Origin of the sequence: Lysobacter sp. M15 (assembly GCF_022662515.1) — a bacterium.
GTDB lineage: Bacteria > Pseudomonadota > Gammaproteobacteria > Xanthomonadales > Xanthomonadaceae > JAKPBU01.
In genome coordinates, this window is record NZ_JAKPBV010000003.1 from 25,276 (window position 1) to 49,498 (window position 24,223).

General features: G+C 68.6%; 23 protein-coding genes. 16 read left to right on the forward strand and 7 right to left on the reverse strand.

Going from position 1 to position 24,223, the window contains the following annotated elements:
* Positions 1 to 170: 170 nt before the first annotated feature.
* Positions 171 to 611: a low affinity iron permease family protein gene (locus MC380_RS02545; protein ID WP_242162875.1), complete on the forward strand. Its 441-nt coding sequence runs from the start codon at positions 171 to 173 to the stop codon at positions 609 to 611.
* Here MC380_RS02545 and greB read toward each other — a convergent pair.
* The 4 genes from greB to MC380_RS02565 form a co-directional block, all read right to left on the reverse strand.
* Positions 599 to 1,102 (reverse strand): transcription elongation factor GreB, encoded by a 504-nt coding sequence (gene greB, locus MC380_RS02550; protein WP_242162877.1) that lies wholly within the window; start codon positions 1,100 to 1,102, stop codon positions 599 to 601. The genes MC380_RS02545 and greB overlap by 13 nt on opposite strands.
* A 70-nt stretch (positions 1,103 to 1,172) precedes the next feature.
* Positions 1,173 to 1,595, reverse strand: a complete 423-nt coding sequence (locus MC380_RS02555) for a hypothetical protein (protein WP_242162879.1) — start codon at positions 1,593 to 1,595, stop codon at positions 1,173 to 1,175.
* Positions 1,596 to 1,801: 206 nt separating this feature from the next.
* Positions 1,802 to 2,311, reverse strand: coding sequence for a hypothetical protein (locus MC380_RS02560; protein ID WP_242162881.1), 510 nt, complete (start codon positions 2,309 to 2,311; stop codon positions 1,802 to 1,804).
* Positions 2,312 to 2,340: 29 nt separating this feature from the next.
* Positions 2,341 to 3,867, reverse strand: a complete 1,527-nt coding sequence (locus tag MC380_RS02565; RefSeq protein WP_242162882.1) for a helicase HerA-like domain-containing protein — start codon at positions 3,865 to 3,867, stop codon at positions 2,341 to 2,343.
* A 140-nt stretch (positions 3,868 to 4,007) separates the two neighbouring features.
* On the opposite strand from MC380_RS02565, the gene MC380_RS02570 reads away from it, so the two are divergent.
* Entirely contained in the window at positions 4,008 to 5,549 is a 1,542-nt protein-coding gene (locus MC380_RS02570; protein ID WP_242104251.1) for a transglycosylase SLT domain-containing protein, read from the forward strand.
* A gap of 24 nt (positions 5,550 to 5,573) precedes the next feature.
* Here MC380_RS02570 and asd read toward each other — a convergent pair whose 3' ends face one another.
* Together asd and MC380_RS02580 are read right to left on the reverse strand one after the other, a co-directional pair.
* Positions 5,574 to 6,416: an archaetidylserine decarboxylase gene (asd, locus tag MC380_RS02575; protein WP_242104250.1), complete on the reverse strand. Its 843-nt coding sequence runs from the start codon at positions 6,414 to 6,416 to the stop codon at positions 5,574 to 5,576.
* Positions 6,413 to 7,075: an SCO family protein gene (locus MC380_RS02580; protein ID WP_242104249.1), complete on the reverse strand. Its 663-nt coding sequence runs from the start codon at positions 7,073 to 7,075 to the stop codon at positions 6,413 to 6,415. Before MC380_RS02580 ends, asd begins: the two co-directional genes overlap by 4 nt.
* 102 nt (positions 7,076 to 7,177) lie before the next feature.
* On the opposite strand from MC380_RS02580, the gene prmB reads away from it, so the two are divergent.
* The 13 genes from prmB to MC380_RS02645 all read left to right on the forward strand — a co-directional run bounded on the left by prmB (position 7,178) and on the right by MC380_RS02645 (position 22,441).
* A complete protein-coding gene (prmB, locus tag MC380_RS02585; protein WP_242162884.1) occupies positions 7,178 to 8,140 on the forward strand; it encodes a 50S ribosomal protein L3 N(5)-glutamine methyltransferase in 963 nt (320 codons plus the stop codon).
* 643 nt (positions 8,141 to 8,783) lie between these two features.
* Positions 8,784 to 9,899 (forward strand): chorismate synthase, encoded by a 1,116-nt coding sequence (aroC, locus tag MC380_RS02590; protein ID WP_242163036.1) that lies wholly within the window; start codon positions 8,784 to 8,786, stop codon positions 9,897 to 9,899.
* Positions 9,892 to 10,893: a D-glycerate dehydrogenase gene (locus MC380_RS02595; RefSeq protein WP_242104247.1), complete on the forward strand. Its 1,002-nt coding sequence runs from the start codon at positions 9,892 to 9,894 to the stop codon at positions 10,891 to 10,893. Before aroC ends, MC380_RS02595 begins: the two co-directional genes overlap by 8 nt.
* A gap of 92 nt (positions 10,894 to 10,985) precedes the next feature.
* On the forward strand, positions 10,986 to 12,032 hold the full coding sequence (locus tag MC380_RS02600; protein ID WP_242104246.1) for an aspartate-semialdehyde dehydrogenase: 1,047 nt from the start codon (positions 10,986 to 10,988) through the stop codon (positions 12,030 to 12,032).
* Positions 12,033 to 12,106: 74 nt separating this feature from the next.
* A complete protein-coding gene (locus tag MC380_RS02605; protein ID WP_242162886.1) occupies positions 12,107 to 13,558 on the forward strand; it encodes a FimV/HubP family polar landmark protein in 1,452 nt (483 codons plus the stop codon).
* Positions 13,559 to 13,646: 88 nt separating this feature from the next.
* Positions 13,647 to 15,434, forward strand: coding sequence for a FimV/HubP family polar landmark protein (locus MC380_RS02610; protein WP_242162887.1), 1,788 nt, complete (start codon positions 13,647 to 13,649; stop codon positions 15,432 to 15,434).
* 10 nt (positions 15,435 to 15,444) lie between these two features.
* Positions 15,445 to 16,233, forward strand: a complete 789-nt coding sequence (gene truA / locus MC380_RS02615; protein ID WP_242162889.1) for a tRNA pseudouridine(38-40) synthase TruA — start codon at positions 15,445 to 15,447, stop codon at positions 16,231 to 16,233.
* A 58-nt stretch (positions 16,234 to 16,291) separates the two neighbouring features.
* On the forward strand, positions 16,292 to 16,993 hold the full coding sequence (locus tag MC380_RS02620; RefSeq protein ID WP_242162890.1) for a phosphoribosylanthranilate isomerase: 702 nt from the start codon (positions 16,292 to 16,294) through the stop codon (positions 16,991 to 16,993).
* 1 nt (position 16,994) lies between these two features.
* Positions 16,995 to 18,212 (forward strand): tryptophan synthase subunit beta, encoded by a 1,218-nt coding sequence (gene trpB / locus MC380_RS02625; RefSeq protein WP_242162892.1) that lies wholly within the window; start codon positions 16,995 to 16,997, stop codon positions 18,210 to 18,212.
* A gap of 67 nt (positions 18,213 to 18,279) precedes the next feature.
* Positions 18,280 to 19,074, forward strand: coding sequence for a tryptophan synthase subunit alpha (gene trpA, locus MC380_RS02630; protein WP_242162894.1), 795 nt, complete (start codon positions 18,280 to 18,282; stop codon positions 19,072 to 19,074).
* Positions 19,075 to 19,186: 112 nt separating this feature from the next.
* Positions 19,187 to 20,077, forward strand: coding sequence for an acetyl-CoA carboxylase, carboxyltransferase subunit beta (gene accD / locus MC380_RS02635; RefSeq protein ID WP_242104239.1), 891 nt, complete (start codon positions 19,187 to 19,189; stop codon positions 20,075 to 20,077).
* Positions 20,074 to 21,423: a phosphoglucosamine mutase gene (glmM, locus tag MC380_RS02640; protein WP_242104238.1), complete on the forward strand. Its 1,350-nt coding sequence runs from the start codon at positions 20,074 to 20,076 to the stop codon at positions 21,421 to 21,423. The genes accD and glmM overlap by 4 nt, the downstream gene beginning before the upstream one ends.
* Before the next feature lie 61 nt (positions 21,424 to 21,484).
* Positions 21,485 to 22,441, forward strand: coding sequence for a 2-oxoglutarate and iron-dependent oxygenase domain-containing protein (locus MC380_RS02645; protein ID WP_242162896.1), 957 nt, complete (start codon positions 21,485 to 21,487; stop codon positions 22,439 to 22,441).
* A 105-nt stretch (positions 22,442 to 22,546) separates the two neighbouring features.
* Here the strand turns inward: MC380_RS02645 and MC380_RS02650 are convergent, their stop codons facing one another.
* Entirely contained in the window at positions 22,547 to 23,347 is an 801-nt protein-coding gene (locus tag MC380_RS02650; RefSeq protein WP_242104236.1) for an SDR family oxidoreductase, read from the reverse strand.
* Positions 23,348 to 23,460: 113 nt separating this feature from the next.
* Here MC380_RS02650 and tpiA point away from each other — a divergent pair, with 113 nt between their 5' ends.
* Positions 23,461 to 24,213, forward strand: coding sequence for a triose-phosphate isomerase (tpiA, locus tag MC380_RS02655; protein WP_242104235.1), 753 nt, complete (start codon positions 23,461 to 23,463; stop codon positions 24,211 to 24,213).
* Positions 24,214 to 24,223 lie beyond the last annotated feature (10 nt).

Below are 24,223 nucleotides of genomic sequence, written 5' to 3' on the forward strand. Positions count from 1 at the left end.
ATGCTTTTCTCCCGTGGCCGATTGCAGCGAAAAGCGTCGCGGCCGAGGCCACTCCCACAGAAGCAGAAATCGCGGCCCAGGCCGCTCCCACGTCAGGCACCTCCGCCAATTGACGCGGCTTTGGCATTACGCGCGCACAATCCAGTCCGTACCCGCATCGGAGCCGCGCCATGGCGCAAAGGAACCTGTTCACCCGCATGGCGAACGCGGCCTCCCGCTTCGCCGGCAGCCCGGTGAGCTTCGTGCTGGCCTTGTTGGTGGTGCTGGCATGGCTGGCGAGCGGCCCGCTGTTCAAGTTCAGCGACACCTGGCAGCTGGTGATCAACACCGGCACCACCATCGTCACCTTTCTGATGGTGTTCCTGATCCAGAACAGCCAGAACCGCGACAGCCGGGCGCTGCAGATCAAGCTGGACGAACTGATCCGGGCCACGCGCGGCGCGCACAACAAGTTGCTCGACCTGGAAGAGCTGGAGGAGTCGGAACTGAAGGCCTTCCAGGACCGATACGAAGCCCTTGCCAAGCGCGCGCGCGAGTGCGACTCGCAGGAAGAGGAGGACATTGGTTCGCCCGAGGTCGACGAGCCGCGGCGCAGTACTCAATCGAAGTAGCGCACCTCGACGATCGCATAACGGACGATGCCGCCCGGCAGCACGGCATCGAACTCGTCGTCGAAGCGCTTCTTCAGCATCGCCCGTGCCAGCGGCGAATCGATGCTGATCCAGCCGCGGCCGGCGTCGGTTTCGTCCGGGCCGACGATGCGGTAGATCACCATCTCGCCGGTCGCGGTGTTCTCCAGGGTGACGTGCGCGCCGAAGAACACGGCCCCGCGGTCGGAGGGCGGCGCATCGACCACGCGCAGCGATTCCAGGCGCTTGGTCAGGTAGCGGACCCGGCGGTCGATCTCGCCCAGCTGCTTCTTGCGGTAGGTGTATTCCGCGTTCTCCGAGCGGTCGCCTTCAGCCGCGGCGGCGGCGAGCGCCTTGACCACCTCGGGGCGTTTCACCCGCCAAAGCTCGTCGAGCTCCGCCTTCAGCCGTGCGTGGCCTTCGCGCGTGATCAGTGCGGTGCTCTTTTCGGCGGGGGGGCGCCAGCGCGACATCAGGAAGCCGGAAGGAACAAGGGGCGGTGGTTATCGCAGACCACCGCCCCGGACTCAAGCGACGGTTTGCTTATTTGTCAGCTTGTTCGACCAGTTGCTCCGCGGTGTAGGGCCCGGACACGAGGGTATCGGTGTGATAGGCCATGACCTGCCTGAATTCCAGCGAGGCGCGTGCGCCGGTGGTCAGGCCGCGCTTTTTTGCCTCGGCGTCGCTGCGCTCGGATGTCGCCTCGTCCAGATCAGGCGCGATGGCGATGTAGTCCCAACTGTCGCCGCTCAGGTGCGCATACCACTGGGTGGCGGCGACGCCGATCTCGCGATCCACCGCGTCGCGCGCGGCCATCCATTTGAGGAACTCGAGGTGCTTGCCCGGAGCGACCCGATAGAGGGAGACGATGCTGTTGGGTGCCTCCTGGGCAGCGGTTGGCAGGGTAGTGGCGAAAGCCGCGATGCCGAGCACGGTCGCGGCCAGCAGGTGCGAGGGACGTGTCATGACGGACTCCATGCGCTTCAGGCGAAGCGCGTTCCGGACGAGGGATCGATGGCGCCGCATGGTCCGGGGCAGCGGTACCGCCGCGCATGCGTGTGCCAGCCATGCGCCCGCTACAACGCCGGTCGTATGGCGCAGCGGCCAGCGGAGACAGGTCCGGTAACGGGCTGGGCGGTACCGGCGAAAATGCGCACCGGTGCGCGGGCGGATCAGTCGCTGCGGCGACGCAGCGTTTGGCCGCCCTCGGTCTGGGTGATTTCGTCCTTCGATACCACCGTGTAGCTGCGGTCGGGCTCGGACTTGTCGTCCGAATCCAGCAGCAGGGTCTTGCCGTCGGCTGCTGCGCTCCAGGTGCCCGTGCTCTCGAGGTCGGCGTCGGCGCTGGCCGCGTGCACGGTCATGGCGTAGCGCCCGTCTGCCTTGAACTCGATGCGCGCGCCTTCGGTGGCGAAAGTGCCGGCGAAGCCCTTGGTATCGACGCCGCCAATCGTATTCTCCGCCGGTTGCACTCCGGCCTCGGCCGGCGTGTTGTCGACCGCGGCGATCGCATCGGTGCCGGGAATCTTCGCCGGCTCGGCCGGCGCCGCTTCCGGTGCGGCCTGCGCCTGCGCCTGCGCTTCCGGCGCTGCGGCGGGCGCGGGTGCATCGCGGGTGCAGGCGGCGAACGCGAGCGAAATGACGGCCAGGGCCGTGAGGCGATGCGGGTTGGATGACGTCATGATCCGGCCTCTTTGTCGAAGGAAAGAAATCAGCGCTTGCCGCCGAAAATGCCGCCGAGCACGCCGCGCAGGATCTGGCGGCCGATCTGGCTGCCGATGGTGCGCGCGGTCTGCTTGGCCATGGTCTCGACCATGCCCTGGCGGCGCCTGGTGCCGAACACGGCGTCCTTCACCGCGCGGCCGAAGCCGCTGTCCTCGGCCTCGTCCTGCGCACGCGTCTTCGCCGCGGGCGCCTTGGCCTGTTCGGCCGAGGCTTCGGCCTTCTTGGCCAGCATCTCGGCGGCGGATTCGCGATCGACGCGCTCGTCGTATTTCGCACCGACCGGACTGCCAGCGCGCACCTGCTGGCGCTCGGCGTCGGTGATCGCGCCCATGCGGCAGCGCGGCGGCGCGATCAGGGTCTTTTCGACCGGCATCGGCACGCCTTTGTCCTGCAGAGTGGAGACCAGTGCCTCGCCCACGCCGAGCTGGCCGATCACCTTGGCTACGTCCAGGTCCGGATTGGCGACGAAGGTTTCCGCCGCGGTCCTGACCGCCTTCTGGTCGCGCGGCGTGAATGCGCGCAGCGCGTGCTGGAAGCGGTTGCCCATCTGCCCGAGGATCTCGTCGGGCACGTCATCGGGAAACTGGGAGCAGAAGTACACGCCCACGCCCTTGGACCGGATGATCCGCACCACCTGCTCGATGCGCTGCTGCAGCGCTGGCGGGGCGTCGTCGAACAGCAGATGCGCTTCGTCGAACACGAACACCAGCTTCGGCTTGTCGAGATCGCCGACCTCGGGCAGGTGCTCGAACAGTTCCGACAGCAGCCACAGCAGGAAGGTGGAATACAGCTTCGGTTTCAGGACCAGCTGTTCCGCGGCGAGGATGCCGATCACACCGCGGCCGTCGGGCGTGGTGCGCATCAGGTCGGCCAGCTCCAGCGCGGGCTCGCCGAAGAACTGGTCGGCGCCTTCGGACTCCAGGCGCAGCAGCGCGCGCTGGATCGCGCCGATCGACTGCGCGCTCACCAGCCCGTATTCGGTGGAGATGTCCTTGCGCTGGTCGGCGACCAGGCCGAGCAGGGCGCGCAGGTCCTCCAGGTCCAGCAGCAGCAGGCCGCGGTCGTCGGCCAGTTTGAACACGATATCGAGTACGCCGCCCTGGGTGTCGTTCAGATCCAGGATGCGGCCGAGCAGCAGCGCGCCCATCTCGCTGACGGTGGTGCGCACCGGGTGGCCGGACTTGCCCCACAGGTCCCAGAACACGACCGGCGCCGCCTCATTGCGGTAATCGGGCATGCCGATCTCGGCGATGCGCTGCTGCAGCTTGTCGCCGGTACTGCCGGCGACGGCCAGGCCAGCCACGTCGCCCTTCACGTCGGCCATGAACACCGGCACGCCGATGCGCGAGAAGCCCTCGGCCAGGGTCATCAGGGTGACGGTCTTGCCCGTGCCGGTGGCGCCGGCGACCAGGCCGTGGCGATTGCCGAACTTCGGCTGCAGCCAGACCTGGCCCGCGTCGGCAGGAATGACCGCCTTGCCCACCAGAATGGCGTTGGTCGCGAGCTGATCCATGGCATGGTCCTGGCGGGGGAAGCCGAATTCTATGCGACCGCCGCGTGCATGCACCGCGCGTGACCAGGTGTGACCGATGACCTTGTCGCCCTCACGCGGGCGCGGCTACCCTGCCACTTCCCCTGGTTGCCTTGTCTTCGATGCCCTCTTTTGCCCCACTCCGCAGCATTGTGCTGTCCTTCGCCGCGCTTCTGATGTTCGCACCCGCCGCGCAGGCGCAATCGCGCCGCGACCGCGCCAACATCGAGGTCCTGCAGCGCAATCTGGAGGGTGCGGAGGCGCGTTACCGCGCCGCGAGCGGCGACCCCGAGACCAGCGTCGCGGCCGCGCGCGACATGGAGACCGCGATCACCGGCTGCGCGAAACAGCGTGGCTGCGATCTTGCCGCCTTCCTGCAGACCTATCGCACGGCACTGCAGTCGGGCGGCGAAGAGCCGCAGGAACTCGACGTAGGCGGTGGCGACGACCCGATCGACTTCACCGCCGACGACGTACCGGCAGAGGCCACCGCGGACGCACTGCTCGACGATCGCAACCGGCGCTTCGCACAGGCGGTGCAGTTCAATCCGGCCGTGCAGGCGGGAATCCGACGCTGGTTGACCGACATGCGTCCGTCGCTGATGCAGAGCTTCGAAAACTATCAGTACCTGCGGCCGCTGATGGCGCCCGCCTTCCAGCAGCGTGGCCTGCCCGAAGCGCTCCTGTTCGGTATCCTGGCCAAGGAATCGAACGGCAAGGTGCATGTGGGTTCGCGCGCCGGCGCGGTCGGTCCGCTGCAGTTCATGCCGGCGACCGGTCGCCGTTTCGGCCTGGGCAACGATGGCAGCGGGTTCGACACCCGCTACGACCCGCGCGCTTCGGCGCAGGCGGCGGCCTCCTACCTGATCGAGCGCTACAACTCGCTCAACAGCAACATCGAGATGACCCTGGCCGCCTACAACGGGGGCGAAGGTCGCGCCCAACGCGTCTACAACGCGGGTGGGAATAATTTCTGGAGCTACGACACCTACAACCAGTTCCCCGCAGAAACTCGCGATTACGTGCCGATGGTGATCGCGGCGGCCTGGCTGTACCTGCATCCGAAGGACTACGGGCTGCGCTTTCCGCGCGTGGCCTCGAAGCCGGCGATGCTGCGGCTCAAGCGTCCGACAAGCATCTACGAGCTGACCATCTGCCTGGGCAACACCCGCTACACCGACGGCTTCTTCCGTGCGCTGCGCAACCTCAATCCGCGTCTGGATACCGACAGCCTGTTGCCCGCCGGGGGCAGCATCAATGCCACGACCCAGATCGTGCGCCTGTACAACCGCTATTGCGCGCAGGGCGAACGTGCCGAACTCGCGCACAAGCTGGTGACCAGCGATCCCTCGCTCGCGATCGTGCGCGTGGGCGACGTGAGTACGGTCCAGACGCTTCCCGCGGCGGCCGTGGGCCCGGATCCGCAAGGCAAGCAGGTCTACGTGCCGGGGCAGGGAGCGGTGCAGGCCACCGTCGCCACCGGCCAGCCGGCCAAACCGATCGCACCGAACGAGCACCTGGTCGTTCGCGGCGATACCCTGGTTTCGATCGCAGCGAAATACGGCTGCGGTACCAAGGATCTGGCCGCAGCCAACGGCATCAAGCCGCCGCGTTACGACATCCGGCCCGGTCAGCGCCTGAAGCTGCAGGGGTGCAGGCAGTAGCCGGCGGCATGCGCGCCGCGCCCGTTATTTCAGGGTCGCCAATCGCTCGCCCAGCCTGACCGGCGACTCGGCGGAAAGTGCGGACGAAAGCTGCGCCACACCGCGCGGCAGCAGCACGATCACCGTCGATCCGTAGTTGAAGCGTGCCATCTCCGCGAAGCGTTCCAGGACGATGCGCTCGCCGCGGTAGTCCTTGACGGTGATCGCGTCGCCGTAGCGCGGGATCTCCTCGCCGCTCCACACGGTTTCCACGCCAGACACCAATAGCGCGCCGACCATCACCAGGCACATCGGTCCGAAATCGGTGTCGAAGTGGCAGACCAGGCGCTCGTTGCGCGCGAACAGGCGCGGCACGCGGCGCACGGCATCCGGGCCGACGCTGAACAACCGACCCGGCACGTGCACGGTTTCGCGCAGCGTACCGGTCCAGGGCATGTGGACCCGGTGATAGTCCTTCGGCGACAGGTAGACCGTCGCGAACAGGCCGTCGGCGAAGGGGCGCGCGGCCGCTTCATCGGCCAGGAGTTCTTCCGCAGTGAATGACTGACCCTTGGCCTGGAAGATGCGCCCGCTTTCGATTGCGCCGCACTGGCTGATGCGCCCGTCGGCCGGCATCAGCAGCGCGCGCGGATCCGGGTCGGGAACGCGTGCGCCCTCGCGCAGGGCGCGGGTGAAGAACTGGTTGAAGGTGGCGTAGCTGCCCGGGTCGGGATTGCGCGCCTCCGACAGGTCCACGCCGAACCTGCGCGTCACCGTATCGATCAGCCATCGGCTGAGCCACGTGTTCGGGGAATAGGCCAGCCGCCGTGCCGCCGCCGACAACAGGCGATGCGGCAGAACATGGGTCAGCGCCGTGACCAGGCTCATTTCCCGGGTCCTGTGGCGGGGGCATGCCCGCTCAGGACCAGCAGGTCGGATGCGATGCTGCTGGGCACGAACGGCGGCGAGATGATGCCAGCCATGCGCGATTCGGGGTCGAGCACGGCGATGGTGGCCGAGTGGTCCACGCTGTACTGGTCGGCGGGCACGCCGCGGGGTGCCGGCACCTTCGCGAACACCATGCTCAGCGAGCGGGCGAAACTTTCCAGTGCGGGAATATCGGCCGTCGCTGCCAGCGTGTCGCGGTGGAAGCCATGCGCGTATTCGCCGATGCGGTCGCTGCTGTCGCGATCGGGATCGACCGAGACGAACAGCACCCGCGGCCGGGTGGAAGCCGGCAGCGCCTGCCACTGTTGCTGCGCCTGCGCCAGCTCGGCGAGCGTGGTCGGACAGACGTCGGGGCAATGGGTGAAGCCGAGGAAGACCAGGGTCCAGTGCCCCTTCAGCTCGCCCGGCACCAGCTGGGTGCCATCGGACTGGCGCAGCGCGAACTCCGGTAGCGGACGCGGCTGCGGAAACAGACGCACGACCTGGAGGTCGGGCGTCGAGCGCACGGCGCCTTCGCCGTAGAAGCGCTCGGCCGCCCACAGGCCCAACCCCATCGCGACCGCGACGAGCAGGATGTACAACGTGGTGCGATTGAACATGGTGATGCTGGTCCGGCGCCGGATCGGAGGGGCATGATAGCTGCGCAGCCGTATAATCCGGTGCCGGAGCGATCGCCGCCCCTCCCGAGCCTGGCGAAGGCCATGACCAACGAGCTGCATACCATCATCGACCTGATCCGCTACGGCGCGAGCCGCTTCAATGCGGCCGGGCTGACGTTCGGGCACAGCTACGACAATGCGCTGGATGAGGCCACCCAGCTGACCCTGCATGCGCTGCACCTGCCGCACGACCTGAGCCCGGTCTACGGCAACGCGCGGATCACCGAAGCGGAGAAGGAAGACGTGCTGGGGCTGTTCCTGCGCCGGATCGAGGAGCGTATTCCCGCGGCCTACCTGACCGGCGAAGCCTGGTTCGCGGGACTGTCGTTCAAGACCGACGCGCGCGCACTGGTGCCGCGCTCGCCGATCGCCGAGCTGATCGAAGCCGGCTTCGAACCCTGGCTCGGCGGGCGCGAGGTGAGACGCGCGCTGGACCTGTGCACCGGCTCGGGCTGCATCGCGATCGCCATGGCGCACCACAATCCCGAGTGGCACGTGGACGGCGCCGACATCAGCGACGATGCGCTGGCGCTGGCGCGGGAAAACGAGAAGCGTCTGCACGTCGAAAACGTGCGATTCGTGAAATCGGACCTGTTCTCCGCGCTGCGCGGCGAGCATTACGACCTGATCGTCACCAATCCGCCCTACGTCAGCAACGCCGAGACCGATGCGTTGCCGCAGGAATACTCCTTCGAACCCGAGCTGGGGCTGCGCGCTGGCGACGACGGCCTGGATCTTGCGTTGCGCATCCTGCGCGACGCGCCGCTGCACCTGACCGAGGACGGACTGCTGATCTGCGAAGTCGGCGAATCCGAGCAGGCGCTGGTGCGCCTGCTGCCGGAACTGCCGTTGGCCTGGGTGGAGTTCAAGGTGGGGCAGATGGGCGTGTTCGTGGCCGAGCGGCAGGACCTGGTCACCCACCATGCCAGGATCAAGGTGCTGGCCGATGCACGCGAAGGGCACGGGGCGGACGAGGCGCCGCGGGCGGCGGGTGGGTTGTTTTGACGTTGCTGCGCGCGAGCGTTTTCAAGTCCGGCACCTTTTTCTTCATAAAGCAGGGCTTTCGCCTGCGGCGAGTTACTTTTCTTTGCTGGTGCAAAGAAAAGTAACCAAAAGAAAGCACCTTTCTCGTGAGGTCAACACCGCTCAGGGGATGCGCGGTGCTGTCGCCATTTTCGGACTCGCCATCCATGGCTCGGTCCGAAAACGGCCGGCATCCATGCCGGCCGCCCTACGGGTGTTCGGATGCAGGTCGCATGCGCAGCGTCGAGAACGTCAAAGGCTTGGTCGAGCCATCAGCCGCAGGTGCGTTCTGGTGAGTTGATCGTTCCTGCCTTTGACTTTCCTGCTCCGCCAGCCGCCACTAACGTTCGGAAACCCCGAAGGGGCGGCGGCCATGGATGGCCGCCGTTTTCGGATCGAGGCAGGAGGCCGAGTCCGAAAATTCCTTCGCCACCCAGACGCCCTGAGCGATCTGTCGAGGAAGGTGCTTTCTTTGGTTACTTTCTTTGCACCAGCAAAGAAAGTAACTCGCCGAAAGGCGAAAGCTTTCGCTCCTGAGGCATCTCGACGGCGAGAGTAGTCCGTATGCGATGAAGCCATTTGACTTCCGCCCCATATCCGTGCGAACTCTCCAGCCGAGCCCCCGATCCAACCCAGAACTTCCTTGAACACCTTCGGCCACCTCCTCCGCGTCACCACCTTCGGCGAATCCCACGGCCCCGCGATCGGCTGCGTGGTCGATGGCTGCCCGCCGGGCCTTGCGCTTGAACCGGGCGATTTCGCGCACGACCTCGCGCGCCGTGCGACCGGCAAGACCCGTCACACGTCGGCGCGGCACGAGACCGACCAGGTGGAGATCCTGAGCGGCGTCTTCGAAGGCCGCACCACCGGTACCCCGATCGCCTTGCTGATCCGCAACACCGATGCGCGCAGCAAGGACTACGCCAGGATCGCCGAGCAATTCCGGCCCGGCCACGCCGACTACACCTACTGGCACAAGTACGGTCTACGCGACCCGCGTGGCGGCGGGCGTTCGTCGGCGCGCGAAACCACGATGCGCGTGGCGGCTGCGACGATCGCGAAGAAATGGTTGGCTGAGCGCTTCGGCGTGCATGTGCGCGCGTATGTCGCACAGATCGGCGACGTCGTTCCGCGCAGCCACGACTGGAGCGCCGTCGAAGACAATCCGTTCTTCTGGCCCGATGCCGGCCAGGTCGCGGAGCTGGAAAGCTACATGGACGCGCTGCGCAAGTCGGGCGATTCGGTGGGTGCGCGCATCACCGCGGTCGCCGACGGCGTGCCGCCTGGCTGGGGCGAGCCGGTCTACGGCAAGCTCGACGCCGAACTCGCCGCGGCCATGATGTCGATCAATGCGGTCAAGGGCGTGGAGGTCGGCGACGGATTCGCCAGCGTCGCGCAAAAGGGGACAGAGCATCGCGACGAAGCCATCCGCAGCGGCTTCCTGTCCAACCACGCCGGCGGCATCCTCGGCGGCATCTCCAGCGGCCAGCATATCGTGGTGTCGGTGGCGTTCAAACCCACTTCAAGCCTGCGCCTGCCGGGCCGTGGCCTGAACGTGCATGGCGAGGAAGTGCAGGTCGTGACCACCGGACGCCACGATCCGTGCGTGGGATTGCGCGCGCCGCCGATCTGCGAAGCGATGCTGGCCCTGGTGTTGATGGACCAGGCGCTGCGGCACCGCGCGCAATGCGGCGACGTGGGTGATGTGACGCCGCGTATCCCGCCGCAGGCCGATGTCTGAGGTGCGGCCGCGGGTCTGGGTCTCGCAGCCACTGTTCGACGACATCGTCGCGCGGCTCGCAGCGCATTTCGAAGTCGACAGCGCGCCGCAGGTGACCAGCCACGGCAGCGCCGCCATCGCCGCCGCCCTGTGCGAGGCCGACGGCGCGCTGGTCACCCTCAATGATCCGGTCGGCGCGGCCGAAGTCGCCGAGGCGCCGCGCCTGCGCGCGATCGCCAATGTCGCGGTCGGTTACGACAACCTCGATATCGCCGCGCTGCAGGCACGCGGCATCGTGGTCACCAACACCCCCGACGTGCTGACCGAAACGACCGCCGATCTGGGCTTCGCGCTGATGCTCGCGGCGGCGCGCCGCATCGGCGAGGCCGAACGCTGGCTGCGCGCCGGGCAGTGGCGGGGTTGGGCATTCACCCAGATGCTCGGTCGCGACGTGCACGGCGCCACGCTCGGGATTCTCGGCATGGGCCGGATCGGGCAGGGCATCGCGCGGCGTGCGATCGGGTTCGGGATGCGCACGCTGTACCACAACCGCCAACGCCTGCCCGGGCCCATCGAACAGGCTTGCCAGGCGCATTACGTCGGCTTCGACGAACTGCTGTCCGGCTCCGACCACCTGGTTCTTGCGCTGCCGTACGGCGCGCACAGCCGCCATATCATCGACGCCGCCGCCCTCGCGCGGATGAAGCCCGGCGCCACGCTCACCAATATCGCCCGCGGCGGCCTGGTCGACGAGGACGCACTGGCCGACGCGCTGGAAGCCGGCGGGCTGGCCGCCGCCGGCCTGGACGTGTTCGAAGGCGAGCCGCGGGTCAATCCGCGCCTGCTCGCACTGCCCAATGTGGTACTCACTCCGCATATCGGCAGCGGCAGCCTGGCCACGCGCCGTGCGATGGTGGCGCTGGCCGTGGATAATCTGATCGCGGCGCTGGGTTTCGGTCCCGATGCGGGGCGGCCGCCCAACCCCATCCCCCCGGTCACTCCGCCCGGCACCTAGGTGCCGGGCACGCGCGATCTCCATTCGCAGTCCGACGTTGCCGGCCACAGGTCGCCGACGTTCGGATGTGCATCAATCTCGAGAGGAAACAGATGAGCAAGCCGGCTTCAGACACGCGTTCTTCCGACCGGCGGTTCAAGGTCGCGGTGGTGGGCGCGACCGGCGCGGTCGGCGAAATGATGCTCTCGGTGCTGGCCGAACGCCGGTTTCCCGCACGCGAGGTCGTGGCCCTGGCCAGCGAGCGCTCCGCTGGCGGACACGTCGCCTTCGGCGACGACGAACTTCTGGTGCACGATCTGGCCACCTTCGATCCGGCCGGGGTCGACATCGCCCTGTTCTCGGCTGGCGGCTCGGTCTCAAAGGAATACGCGCCCAGGTTCGCCGCCGCGGGCGCGGTCGTGATCGACAACAGCTCGGCGTTCCGCTACGACGACGATATCCCGCTGGTGGTGAGCGAGGTCAATCCGCAAGCCGTGCGTCAGCGCCCGCGCGGGATCATCGCCAACCCCAACTGCTCGACCATGCAGATGCTCGTGGCGCTCAAGCCGATCTACGACGCCGCGGGCATCGACCGTCTCAACATCGCCACCTACCAGTCGGTGTCCGGCACCGGACGCAAGGCGCTGGAAGAGCTCGGCCGCCAGACCGCGGCCCTGCTCAGTTTCCAGGACGCCGAACCGGAGGTGTACCCGGTGCAGATCGCCTTCAACGTGATCCCGCACGGCGGCGATTTCACCGACAACGGCTACACCACCGAGGAAATGAAGCTGGTCTGGGAAACGCGCAAGATCCTGGGCGACGACACGATTCGGGTCAACGCGACGGTGGTGCGGGTGCCGGTCTTCTACGGCCATTCCGAGGCGGTCAACGTCGAAACGCGCGAGAAGTTGTCAGCCGCCGATGCTCGCAAGCTGCTGGTGCAGGCGCCGGGGATCGAGGTCGTGGACGAGCCCAGGGGCGGCGGCTACCCCACGCCGGTGACGCATGCTTCCGGGCGCGATCCGGTGTACGTCGGTCGCATTCGCGACGACCTCTCTCACGAGCACGGTCTCAATCTGTGGATCGTGTCCGACAACATCCGCAAGGGCGCCGCCTTGAACGCGGTGCAGATCGCGGAGCTGGTGGCGGCGGAGGACTGAGCCTGCGGGTTGCCGGGTCGCTTGCGGCGCGGCACCATGCCCGGCGGAGTGGTGGTCACGATCGGAGGCGCTGGATGCGCAAGGCAGGGATGCTGGGGGTGGCAATGGCGCTGTTGCTGGCGATGGCGCCCGCGTATGCGCTGGATGTCGATCGGATCGAAATCCGGTCCGCGCTCGGCGAGCCGCTGTTAGCGGAGATCCCGATCACCGGCGCCACCCCACAGGACCTGCAGCAGCTGCAGGCGCAGCTCGCGTCGTCCACGACCTTCGCCCGCATCGGCCTGCCACGCCCCCAGGGCGTGGTGGCGGACCTGCGCTTCGAGGTGGTGCGCGGCCCGCGCGCGTTGATCCGGGTCACCAGCACGCTGCCGGTGGAGGAGGATTTCCTCACCTTCCTGGTCCAGGTGGATGCACCGCAGGGCCGGTTGGTGCGCGAATACTCGGTATCGCTGGGAGCTACTCCGACGCTGGCGGCGCCGGTCGAGCCGCAGATCCAGATGCCGGTGCAGGCCGCGGACAACGCTATCGCGCGCCAGCCAGATCCTGCCGACGCGCTGCCGGCGCCGCTCGAACCGGCCATCGTGCCGCTCGACAACGCGCCGACTGCTGCGTTGGCGACGCCCGCGCCGATCCCCTTGCACGCCGACCAACGCCCGGAAAGCGCACCGCCACGACCGAAAGCGGCGCCGGTAACCGGCCGGCCACAGCCGTCACGGGCGCCGCGAACGCAGGCGAACTCCGCAGCCGTTCCCGGATCGCCCGTCCGTTCCGCGGTTGCGGTTCCCGCGGCGGGCGCGGCGCGCCGTCCAGGCGATTACACCGTGCGTCCGGGCGACACCCTGACCCGAATCGTCGAACGCATGCCGCTGGCCGGCGCCACCCCGCCACAGGCCATGCTCGCGCTGCTGCGGACCAACCCGCATGCGTTCGGGTCGGGCAACATCAATCTGCTCCGGCGCGGCGCGGTGCTGCGTGTCCCGGCACCCGCGGAGCTCACCCGTCTGGATGCGGTCGCGGCAGAGACGATGGTGCGGCTGCAGATCCAGCAGTGGCGCAGCGGCGACATGCCCCCGGTTGAATCGGTCGAGGCTCCACCGGGATCCGTCGATCGGCTTTCGAGTTCGCGCCCCACCGTCCGGGTCGCGCCGGCGCGGCTGGAGCTGGCGCCTTCTGCCGATGCGGCGGCATTGGCGTCGGGTTCGGGATCCACCCGGCAGCGAGACGGGGCGGCGGCCGATCGCGAGCGCGCGGCCGCCGACCTGGTGGCGACACGCTATACCGAGTTCCAGCAGATGCAGCAGCGCATCGCGGAACTCGAACAGGCCCAGAAGGCGCAGCAGCGGTTGATCGAACTCAAGAATCGACAGCTCGCGGCGCAACAGCCGCGGTCCGCGGGGATGTGGCCCTGGCTGATTGCGGCACTGGCCCTGGGGATGGCGGTCGCGGCTTTCTGGCGCCGCGCGCGGCCAGGGTCGCCGGGCCGGGTCGCTCGGCGCCTGTCCGCGATGGTGCGGGGGCCGAACTGAGGAAAGCGGTCGCACAGCGGGCTGAGCCGGGGTTGGCGGATGCGGCCGCCGTTGCGGAGGATCATGGCGCGCGGCTAGAGTGCAGCGCATGAGCGCAGGGGAACGCCATCTTCAAACACGCGCGGCACTGCGTGTCGTGCTGGGCGTGCTGCTTGGAATTCTTGCCGTTCCGGCCTTCGCGCTGGGTCTGGGCCAGATCCAGGTGAAGTCACGGCCGGGCGAGCCGCTGCTGGCCGAAATCCCGATCGTCAGCAGCGATCCGACCGAGCTGCAGGGCCTGCAGGCGCGACTGGCGTCGCCCGACACCTTCCGCCGGATCGGCCTGGAACCGCCACAGGGCATCGTGTCCGACCTGCAGTTCACCCCCGCGGTGGACGAGCGGGGGCGACCGGTGATCCGGGTGACCAGTACCGCCCCGGTGCAGCAGGCAGGGCTGACCTTCCTGGTCGAGGTGGACTGGGGTCAGGGCCGCCTGGTCCGCGAATATTCCGCGCTCGTCGATGCGCCGCGTACGGTCGCCGCGCCGCCGGCACCGTCGGTCGCGGCTCCGGACGCCGCGCCCGTGATCCAGCGCCCCGCGCCGGCGACGGCGCCTACGGCGGCACCCGAGCCGGCCGCTGCAGCCACTGCGCCTGCGCCGTCCCCAGCTCCCACGCCGCAGTCTGAAGTCGCGGCCTCGCCGCCGCCCGCTGCGCCACCGGCCGAAAACGGGGAATACGGCCCGGTCAAGCGCGGCGATACCCTCGCCGGGATCGCCGGCGGACTCGCAGGGATGAAGGGCTACAGCCTCGATCAGACCATGCTGGCCCTGCTGCAGGCGAATCCGGATGCGTTCATTGGCCAGAACATCAATCTGCTGAAGCAGGGCGCGGTGCTGCGGATTCCCCGCGGCGAGGAACTGTCGCGCTACAGCGCCCGCGAAGCTGCAAATCTGGTGCGTGAACAGGTCGCCAGCTGGCGCGAAGCGCGCCGCGCGCAGGCACAGGCGGCTACGCCGGTCGCAGCCGACGCGCAGCCCGCGGGCGCCGCGGCGGCAGGCGCCTCTTCATCGGCTGCACCGCGTCGGGTCGCCGATGCGCGGTTGGAAATCGCGCCGCCGGCCGCGGATGCGGGCGACCGGGCAGGCACACAATCCGGCGCCAGCGCCGGAGGCGAGGGCGAGATGCTGCGACAGGAACTGCAAGAGACGAAAGAAACCCTCGCCGCGCGCGATGCCGAGGTGCAGGAGCTCAAGGCGCGGGTTGCCGAGCTGGAACAGCTGCAGAAGGAGCAGCAAAGCCTGATCGCCATGAAGGATGGCGCGCTGGCGAGCGCCCAGCAGCGCCTGGCGACCACCAACGCCGGGCAGGATGCGACGCCGCCGGCTGCCGGGCAGCCGGAAACCGCGTCGTCATCGGCCTGGTGGTGGTGGCTGCCTGTCGCCCTGTTGCTCGGCGCGCTGGCATGGTGGTTCGCGCGCCGCCGCCGTCCCGTGGCGGCTGCGCCTGCGACGCGCATCTCGGAACGTTTCGCGGTGGTCCCGCCTCCTGTCGTGGCTGACGAATCCAAGGCCGGGGAGTCCGGCGCCACAGAGACTCCGACTCCTGCCACCACGCCGGTCTGGGCAGGCAAGGCCAAGCCGCCGGCAGCGGCGCCGGCGCCGGCCACCCCGGTGGTGGGCAATACGCCAACCTGGATGGCGCCCGCCGGCGCCGAGTCGGGCACGATTGCGCCCTTGAACCAGGCGCCTGGCGGGCGCGAACGGATCGAGCTGGCCCGGGCCTACGCCGATCTGGGCGACCGGGCGACCGCCCGCAGCCTGCTCCAGGAAGTGATCGAAGGCGGCGACGCCCAGGCACGCGACGAGGCCGCCGGCGTCCTGCAGTCCCTCGGATAGGTCGGGCGCTTTGACGCGACTGGCGCTGGGCGTCGAATACGACGGCGGCTCGTTTTCCGGCTGGCAACGCCTGGCCAAGCCTGGCGAGACGAGTGCGGAACCCACCCTGCAGGGGGCGCTGGAACAGGCCCTGGCCTTTGTCGCCGATGGCCCGGTGGCGACGGTCTGTGCGGGGCGCACCGATGCCGGCGTGCACGCCAGCTGCCAGGTGGTGCACTTCGACAGCGATGCCCCACGCGACCCGCGTGGCTGGGTGCTGGGAGCCACCTCGCGCCTGCCGCCCTCCATGTGCGTGCGCTGGTGCGTCCCGGTGGCCATGGACTTCAGCGCGCGCTTCTCGGCGGTGGCGCGTCGCTACCGGTATCGCATCCTGAATCGTTCAGTACGTCCTGCGCTGCAGCGCCAGTATCTGGCCTGGGAGCGCAGGCCGCTCGATGCCGCCGCCATGCATCGCGCGGCGCAGGGCCTGCTGGGCGAGCATGACTTCAGCGCCTTCCGCACCGTGCACTGCCAGGCGCCGCATGCACGACGCGAGTTGCAGGCCATCGAGGTGCGTCGTGATGGCGAGACCGTGGAAATCGATGTGCAGGCCAACGCTTTCCTGCATCATATGGTGCGCAACATCGTCGGCTCGCTGCTTGAAGTCGGCGCCGGGGAGCGCGAGCCCGACTGGATCGCCAGCGTGCTTGCCGCGCGCGACCGCACGCTTGCCGGTGCGACTGCGCCGGCCTCCGGGCTCTGCTTCCTGGGACCGCTGTACCCGGCCATTCACGGACTGCCGGCCGAGGTAACGCTTTGACCCGGCTGCCTCATTGCCGACGCTCCACACACGACGCACTTCCATTCCAATCGACTGCATGAACCGAACCCTGTTCCGCACCCGCATCAAGTTCTGCGGCCTGACCCGTGCCGGGGACGTGCGCCTGGCCGGCGAGCTTGGCGCCGATGCGGTGGGTTTCGTGTTCGCAGACGGCAGCCCGCGCCGGGTCCAGGCGCAGGAGGCGCGCGCGCTGCGGCAGGCGTTGGCGCCGCTGGTCGACGCGGTCGCGCTGTTCCGCGACAACAGCATCGACGAGATCCGTGATGTGGTGCGGCATGTGCGTCCCAGCCTGCTGCAGTTCCACGGCAACGAGGACGATGCCTTCTGCCGCGGCTTTGGCGTGCCCTACGTCAGGGCGGTGCCGATGGGCGATGCCGATGCCAAGGTCGATGCGCGCGAACTGCAGCTGCGTTATCCCGGCGCGGCCGCCTTCCTGTTCGATGCGCACGTGGTCGGTGGCTCCGGTGGTACCGGCGAGCGTTTCGACTGGTCGAAGCTCCCGACCGGGCTGGGCAAGCCGTTCGTGCTGGCCGGCGGGTTGACTCCGGACAACGTGGGTGCGGCCATCAGCCAGACCCTGCCCTGGGGCGTGGACGTCTCCAGCGGCATCGAGAGCGCGCCCGGGATCAAGGACGGCGACCTGATGCGGCGCTTTGTGGAGGCAGCGCGCCGCGCGGATTGCGTCGAAATGGCCGACAACGGCGAGGACATCGCCAGCTGCCTTGCCTGTGGACGCTGACATGGCAGCGGACGCGATCATCGATTTCCATGCCTATCCCGACGCCACGGGGCACTTCGGCCGCTACGGTGGGCGCTTCGTCGCCGAAACCCTGATCGGTCCGCTGGAAGAACTGGCAGCCGCGTACGATGCGGCGCGGGGCGATCCCGCGTTCGTCGCCGCATTCGAGGACGATCTGGCGCACTACGTCGGCCGTCCCAGCCCGATCTACCACGCGCAACGCTTGAGCGAACACGCGGGCGGCGCGCGGATCCTGCTCAAGCGCGAAGACCTGAACCATACCGGCGCGCACAAGATCAACAACACCATCGGCCAGGCACTGCTGGCCAGCCGCATGGGCAAGACCCGGCTCATCGCCGAGACCGGCGCGGGCCAGCACGGCGTGGCCAGCGCGACGGTGGCCGCGCGCCTGGGCCTGGAATGCGTGGTCTACATGGGCGCCACCGACATCGAGCGCCAGAAGATCAATGTGTACCGGATGAAGCTGCTCGGAGCCGAAGTGGTGCCGGTCACCAGCGGCTCGGCCACGCTCAAGGACGCGCTGAACGAGGCGATGCGCGACTGGGTGACCAATGTCCGCGATACCTACTACATCATCGGCACGGTCGCAGGCCCCGATCCGTATCCGCGCATGGTCCGCGACTTCAACGCCGTGGTCGGGCGCGAGGCGCGGGCGCAGATGCTGGCCGAATATGGACGTCTGCCCGACGTCATCACCGCCTGCGTCGGGGGCGGCAGCAACGCCATCGGCCTGTTCCATGCCTTCCTCAACGATCGCGACGTGCGCATCGTCGGCGCGGAGGCTGCCGGCGACGGCATCGCCACCGGCCGGCATGCGGCCTCGATCGCCGCCGGCCGGCCGGGCGTGCTGCACGGCAACCGCACCTATGTCATCTGCGACGACGATGGGCAGATCACCGAAACCCATTCGATCTCGGCCGGCCTGGACTATCCCGGCGTCGGGCCGGAGCACGCGTTCCTGGCCGACAGCGGTCGCGCGGACTACGTCGGCGTGAGCGACGACGACGCGATGGCCGCGTTCTATCTGCTGGCCAAGACCGAAGGCATTCTGGCCGCGCTCGAATCCAGCCACGCCATCGCCCAGGCGATCAAGCTCGCGCGCGAACTGCCGAAGGATGCGATCGTGCTGTGCAACCTCTCCGGCCGTGGCGACAAGGACGTCCACACCATCGCCGCGCGCGACGGGATGGCGCTCTGAACGCCGCCGCATGTCCGCGCGGTGGAATGCCGTGCCCGTCCACCGATCCACTCGTGATCACCCCGCGATGAACCGCATCGACACCAGATTCCAGGAGCTCCAGGCGACCGGCCGCAAGGCGCTGATCCCGTTCCTGACTGCCGGCGATCCGTCGCTGGAATCCACCGTGCCGGTGATGCACGCGCTGGTGGAGGCGGGCGCCGACGTGATCGAGCTGGGGGTTCCGTTTTCCGACCCGATGGCCGATGGCCCCGTCATCCAGCGCAGTTCCGAACGCGCGCTGGCGCGCGGTGCGGGCCTGCGCTTCGTGCTGGACAGCGTGCGCGCGTTCCGGGAGCGCGATGCCGAAACGCCGGTGGTGCTGATGGGCTACCTCAACCCGATCGAGATCCGCGGTGCCGGCGAGTTTGCGCGCGATGCGGCGCGGGCCGGCGTCGACGGCGTGCTGCTGGTCGACCTGCCGCCCGAGGAATCGGGCGAGTTCCGCGTCGCGTTCAACGATGCGGGCATTGCCTTGATCCTGCTGGCATCGCCCACCACCACCGACGAGCGCCTGGACCTGTTGTGCCGCGAAGCCCAGGGCTATCTCTATTACGTCAGCTTCGCCGGGGTCACCGGCGCATCCGAGCGCCTGGATACCGCCGCCGCCTCGCTGCGGCTGCGGGCGATCCGGACCCGCAGCCGGGCGCCGGTGGTGGCCGGGTTCGGCATCCGCGACGCCGCCAGCGCCGCTGCGATGGCGGTCGACGCCGAGGGGGTCGTGGTCGGCAGCGCGCTGGTGGTGGCGCTTGCGGGATCGGACGACCCGGTCACCGCAGCGCGGACATTCCTCGAACCGTTGCGCCAGGCGCTCGAAGCGTAGCGAGCGCGAGCCGCCCCCGGCGTTGATAGGCGCAAGGGAGCCGGCTACGCGGCCCTGAACCCCCATCGAAGTACACTTCCCCGCCTCAAACCTGCAGGTCTGAACCCAAGTCATGTCCTGGCTGAAGAAACTCATGCCCGCACGCATCCGCACCGAGGCGGGCGAGCGTCGCAAGCGCAGCGTGCCCGAGGGCCTGTGGGAGAAGTGCGAGCGCTGCGGCGCGGTCCTGTACCGCCCCGAGCTCGAGGAGAATCTCGAGGTCTGCCCGAAGTGCAACTTCCACATGCCCATCCGCGCTCGGGCGCGGCTCAAGGCGCTGTTCGATGGCGGAGCGGCACGCGAGATCGGAACCAGGCTCGGCCCAACGGACGTGCTGAAGTTCAAGGACCAGAAGAAGTACTCGGACCGGATCAAGGCCGCGCAGAAGGCCACCGGCGAGCGCGATGCGCTGGTCGCGATGCACGGCCAGCTCAAGGGCCGCCCGCTGGTCGCCTGCGCGTTCGACTTCGCCTTCATGGGCGGCTCGATGGGCTCGGTCGTGGGCGAGCGCTTCGCCCGCGCGGTGGACAAGGCGCTGGAACTGAAATCCCCGCTGGTGTGCTTCACCGCCACCGGCGGCGCGCGCATGCAGGAAAGCCTGTTCTCGCTGATGCAGATGGCCAAGACCTCGGCCGCGCTGGGCAAATTGCGCGAGGCCGGCCTGCCGTACATCTCGGTGATGACCCATCCGACCACCGGCGGCGTCTCGGCCTCGCTGGCGATGCTGGGCGACATCAACCTGGCCGAACCCGAGGCGCTGATCGGCTTCGCCGGGCCGCGCGTGATCGAACAGACCGTGCGCGAAACCCTGCCCGAAGGCTTCCAGCGCAGCGAATTCCTGCTCGCGCACGGCGCGATCGACCAGATCGTCGACCGCCGCCAGCTACGCGAGCGCCTGGGGCATTTGTTTGCACTACTGCTGCGTCAGCCCGAACCCGAACCGGACCTGGAGGCCGCTTCGTGAGCCGCAAGTATTTCGGCACCGACGGCATCCGCGGCCGCGTGGGCGAGGGCGTGATCTCCGCCGACTTCGTGCTGCGCCTGGGCAATGCCTACGGCCATGCACTGCGCCAGGAGCGGTGGCGCAAGCCGCTGGTGATCATCGGCAAGGACACGCGCATCTCCAATTACATGTTCGAGGCTGCGCTCGAGGCCGGGCTGGTGGCAGCCGGGGTGGACGTGCAGCTGATGGGGCCGATGCCCACGCCAGCGGTGGCGCACCTGACCCGCTCGCTGCGCGCGGACGGCGGCATCGTGATCTCGGCCTCGCACAACCCGCACCATGACAACGGCATCAAGTTCTTCTCGGCCGAGGGCGAGAAACTCGACGACGCCACCGAGCTGGCGATCGAGGCCGCGCTCGAACAGCCGTTCTCGACCGTGGCGTCCGACCAGCTCGGACGGGCGATTCGCACCCGCGACGCGGTGGGCCGCTACGTCGAGGCCTGCAAGAGTTCGGTGCCGCGCCGCTTCGATCTGGGCGGCATGGCCCTCGTCGTGGACTGCGCCCACGGCGCGACCTACCAGATCGGTCCGCTGGTGCTGCGCGAACTGGGCGCCCAGGTCGACGCGATCGGCGTGGATCCAAACGGGCTGAACATCAACGATGGAGTCGGCTCGACCCATCCCGAATTCCTGGCCGAACGAGTGCGCGCCACCGGCGCCGCGCTGGGCATCGCCTTCGACGGCGACGGCGACCGGGTGCTGTTCGTCGATGCCGACGGCACCGTGGTCGATGGCGACGAGCTGCTGTACGTGCTCGCCTCCGACTGGCAGCGCAGCGGCCGACTGCGCGGTCCGGTGGTGGGCACGCTGATGACCAATTACGGCTTCGAGCAGGCGCTGGGCGAGCTTGGCATCGGCTTCGTCCGCACCAAGGTCGGCGATCGCTACGTGCACCAGGCGCTGCTCGCGCACGAGGGCGTATTGGGCGGCGAAGCCTCCGGGCACCTGCTGTGCCTGGACCGCGCCAGCACCGGAGACGGCATCATCAGCGCGCTGCAGGTGCTGGAGGTGCTGCAGCGGCGTGGCATCGGCCTGCGCGAGGCCCTGGCCGGAATGCGCAAGCTGCCGCAGAAGACGGTCAACGTGCGCTACGAAGGCACCAGCAAGCCAGCCGAAGCCGATGGCGTCAGGGCGGCGCTGGCCGAGGCCGAGCAGGCCGTGCAGGGCAGGGGGCGCGCATTCCTGCGCCCGTCGGGTACCGAGCCGGTCGTGCGGGTGACCGTTGAGGCCGACGACGAGGCGCTGATGCGTTCCACCCTGGACCGGCTCGCCGAGGCGGTGCGCGCGGCGGCGCTCGCGCCGTAAGTGCCGGGCACTGCGGCCGCACGCTGCGCAACCATCGACCAAAGATCACTTCAGCCATCGCATGAATCCACATCGCATCCCGACCCTGGACATCCGCCGTTTCAGCCAGCCTTCCAGCCCGGAAGACCGGCGGGCGTTCGTCGACGAACTCGGCGCCGCCTACCGCGAATGGGGATTCGCGGGAATCCGCAACCACGGCATTCCGCAGTCGCTGATCGACGCCAGCTATGACGTGTTCCAGCGCTTCTTCGCGCTACCGGAAGAGGTCAAGCGGAAATACCACGTCGCCGGTGGCGGCGGCGCCCGCGGCTACACCCAGTTCGGGGTGGAAACCGCCAAGGGCGCGCAGTACCACGACCTCAAGGAGTTCTGGCACATCGGTCGCGAGATCCCGGACGATTCGAAATATCGCGATGTGATGCCGCCCAACCTCTGGCCGGAGGAGGTGGAAGGCTTCCGCGAAACGGGCTACGCGCTGTACCAGGCCCTGGACAACCTCGGCTCCCAGGTGCTGCGCGCGCTGGCGCTGCATATCGATCTGCCCGAGGACTACTTCGCCGACAAGACCGACTCGGGCAACTCGATCCTGCGCCCAATCCATTACCCGCCGATCACCACCCAGGACATTCCCAACGTGCGGGCCGGCGCGCACGAAGACATCAACCTGATCACGCTGCTGGTCGGTGCCAGCGCCGCGGGGCTGGAAGTGCTGTCGCGCAAGGGCGAATGGGTGCCGTTCACGGCCGATGCCGACACCATCGTGGTCAACATCGGCGACATGCTGCAGCGCCTGACCAACCACGTGTATCCGTCGACCACCCACCGCGTGGTCAACCCGAAGGGCGAGCAGGCGCGCCAGCCGCGGTATTCGACGCCGTTCTTCCTGCACCCGAACCCGGATTTCCTGATCGACGTCCTGCCGTCCACGATCACGCCGGACAACCCCAGCCGCTATCCCGAGCCGATCACCGCGCAGGGGTACCTGGAAGAGCGGTTACGCGAGATCAAGCTGAAGTAGACCGCTGGCCGATGGTCGATGGCTGTGGGAGCGAGCTTGCTCGCGATTGCCTTTGCCTTTGCGAACAGCAATCGCTGCCGACGCCGCCCCGCCTGAGGTCCTGCGTTACCCGGCGTCGCGGTAGTCGGCTGCGCGACGATTGACGATCGCGCGCGCCAGCCGATCCGGCAGGTACTTCGACAGCCCCGTGACCAGCCGGTTCATGCCGCCGGTCACACAGCGCATGTCGCCGCGCTCCACCGCCTCGATGCCCATGCGGGCCACCGTGTCCGCATCGAGCCATAGCGACTTGGGCAGCCGCGACACCCGCTCGCGCATGCCGTTGACGTCGTGGAACTCGGTATAGGTCATGCCCGGACACAACGCGGTCACATGCACCCCGCGTGGCCGCGATTCGAGCGCCAGGGCCTCGGAAAACTGGATCACGAACGCCTTCGAGGCCGCGTACAAGGTATGTCCGGCGGACGCGGGCACCAGCGCGGCGGTCGAGGCGATGTTCAGGATCCGGCCGTGGCCCTGCGCCTCCATCGCGGGCAGAAAGTGGTGGGTCAGCTCCGCGACCGCAGTGACCATCACCTGCAGGAAATCGGCGTGGGTCTTCCATCCCGAGGACAGGTAACGCCCGGTGACGCCGTAGCCCGCGTTGTTGACCAGCGTGTCCACGCGCAGGCCGCGTGCCTGCGCTTCGGCGAACAGCGTCTGCGGCGCCGCGCGTACGGACAGGTCGGCCACGATGGCCTGGCAGGGGACCATATCGCCCAGTTCACGAACCAGGGCTTCGAGCCGCTCGCTGCGTCGCCCGGTCAGCAGCAGCGGCTTGCCGCGACGGGCGTACTCGCGGGCGAAGGCGGCGCCCAGGCCGCTGGAGGCACCGGTGATCAGGGCATGGCCGCTGGCTGCTTGCATCGGGGAACACCGCGTGCGGGGGAGGGCCGGATTCTAGGTGAGCCCGTCGCGCCGCGGCCGGGAAGCGCTCCGGCGGTGGGCTAAACTGCCGCCCTTTGCGAACGGAGCACCGCGTGCGCCGCAGGATCGTCGCCGGTAACTGGAAGCTCCATGGCACCCGCGCCTTCGCCACGGAACTGGTAGGCGCGGTCGCCGCCGGACTTCCGCTGCCGGGCGTCGAGCTCGTGATCCTGCCGCCGCTGCCCTACCTGGGCGATCTGATCGAGGATTTCGAAGGCAGTGGGCTCGCCTTCGGGTCGCAGGACGTCAGCGCCAACGAGAAGGGCGCCTATACCGGCGAGGTCGCAGCGTCGATGCTGGTCGACGTGGGCGCCCGTTATGGCCTGTGCGGGCATTCCGAGCGCCGCCAGTACCACAACGAAACCAGCGAACTGGTCGCGCGCAAATTCCTCGCGGCCGTGAACGCCGGCCTGACCCCGATCGTCTGCGTAGGCGAGAGTCTGGACGAGCGCGAAGCCGGTGCCACCGAGGCCGTGATCGCTGCCCAGCTCGCGCCGGTGCTGGAGATCGCGGGTCCCGGGGGCCTGTCCGGAGCCGTCATCGCCTACGAACCGGTCTGGGCGATCGGCACCGGGCGCACCGCCACGCCGGAACAGGCGCAGGCGGTGCACGCCTTCATCCGTGGGCAGGTGGCGGAACTGGATGCTAAAATCGCCGGCTTGCTGCCGATCCTCTACGGCGGCAGCTGCAAGCCCGACAACGCCGCCGCGCTGTTCTCACAGCCGGATGTGGATGGCGGGCTGATCGGTGGCGCGTCCCTGGTCGCCGAGGACTTCCTGGCCATCGCCAAGGCGATGACCACCTGAACCTTCGTAT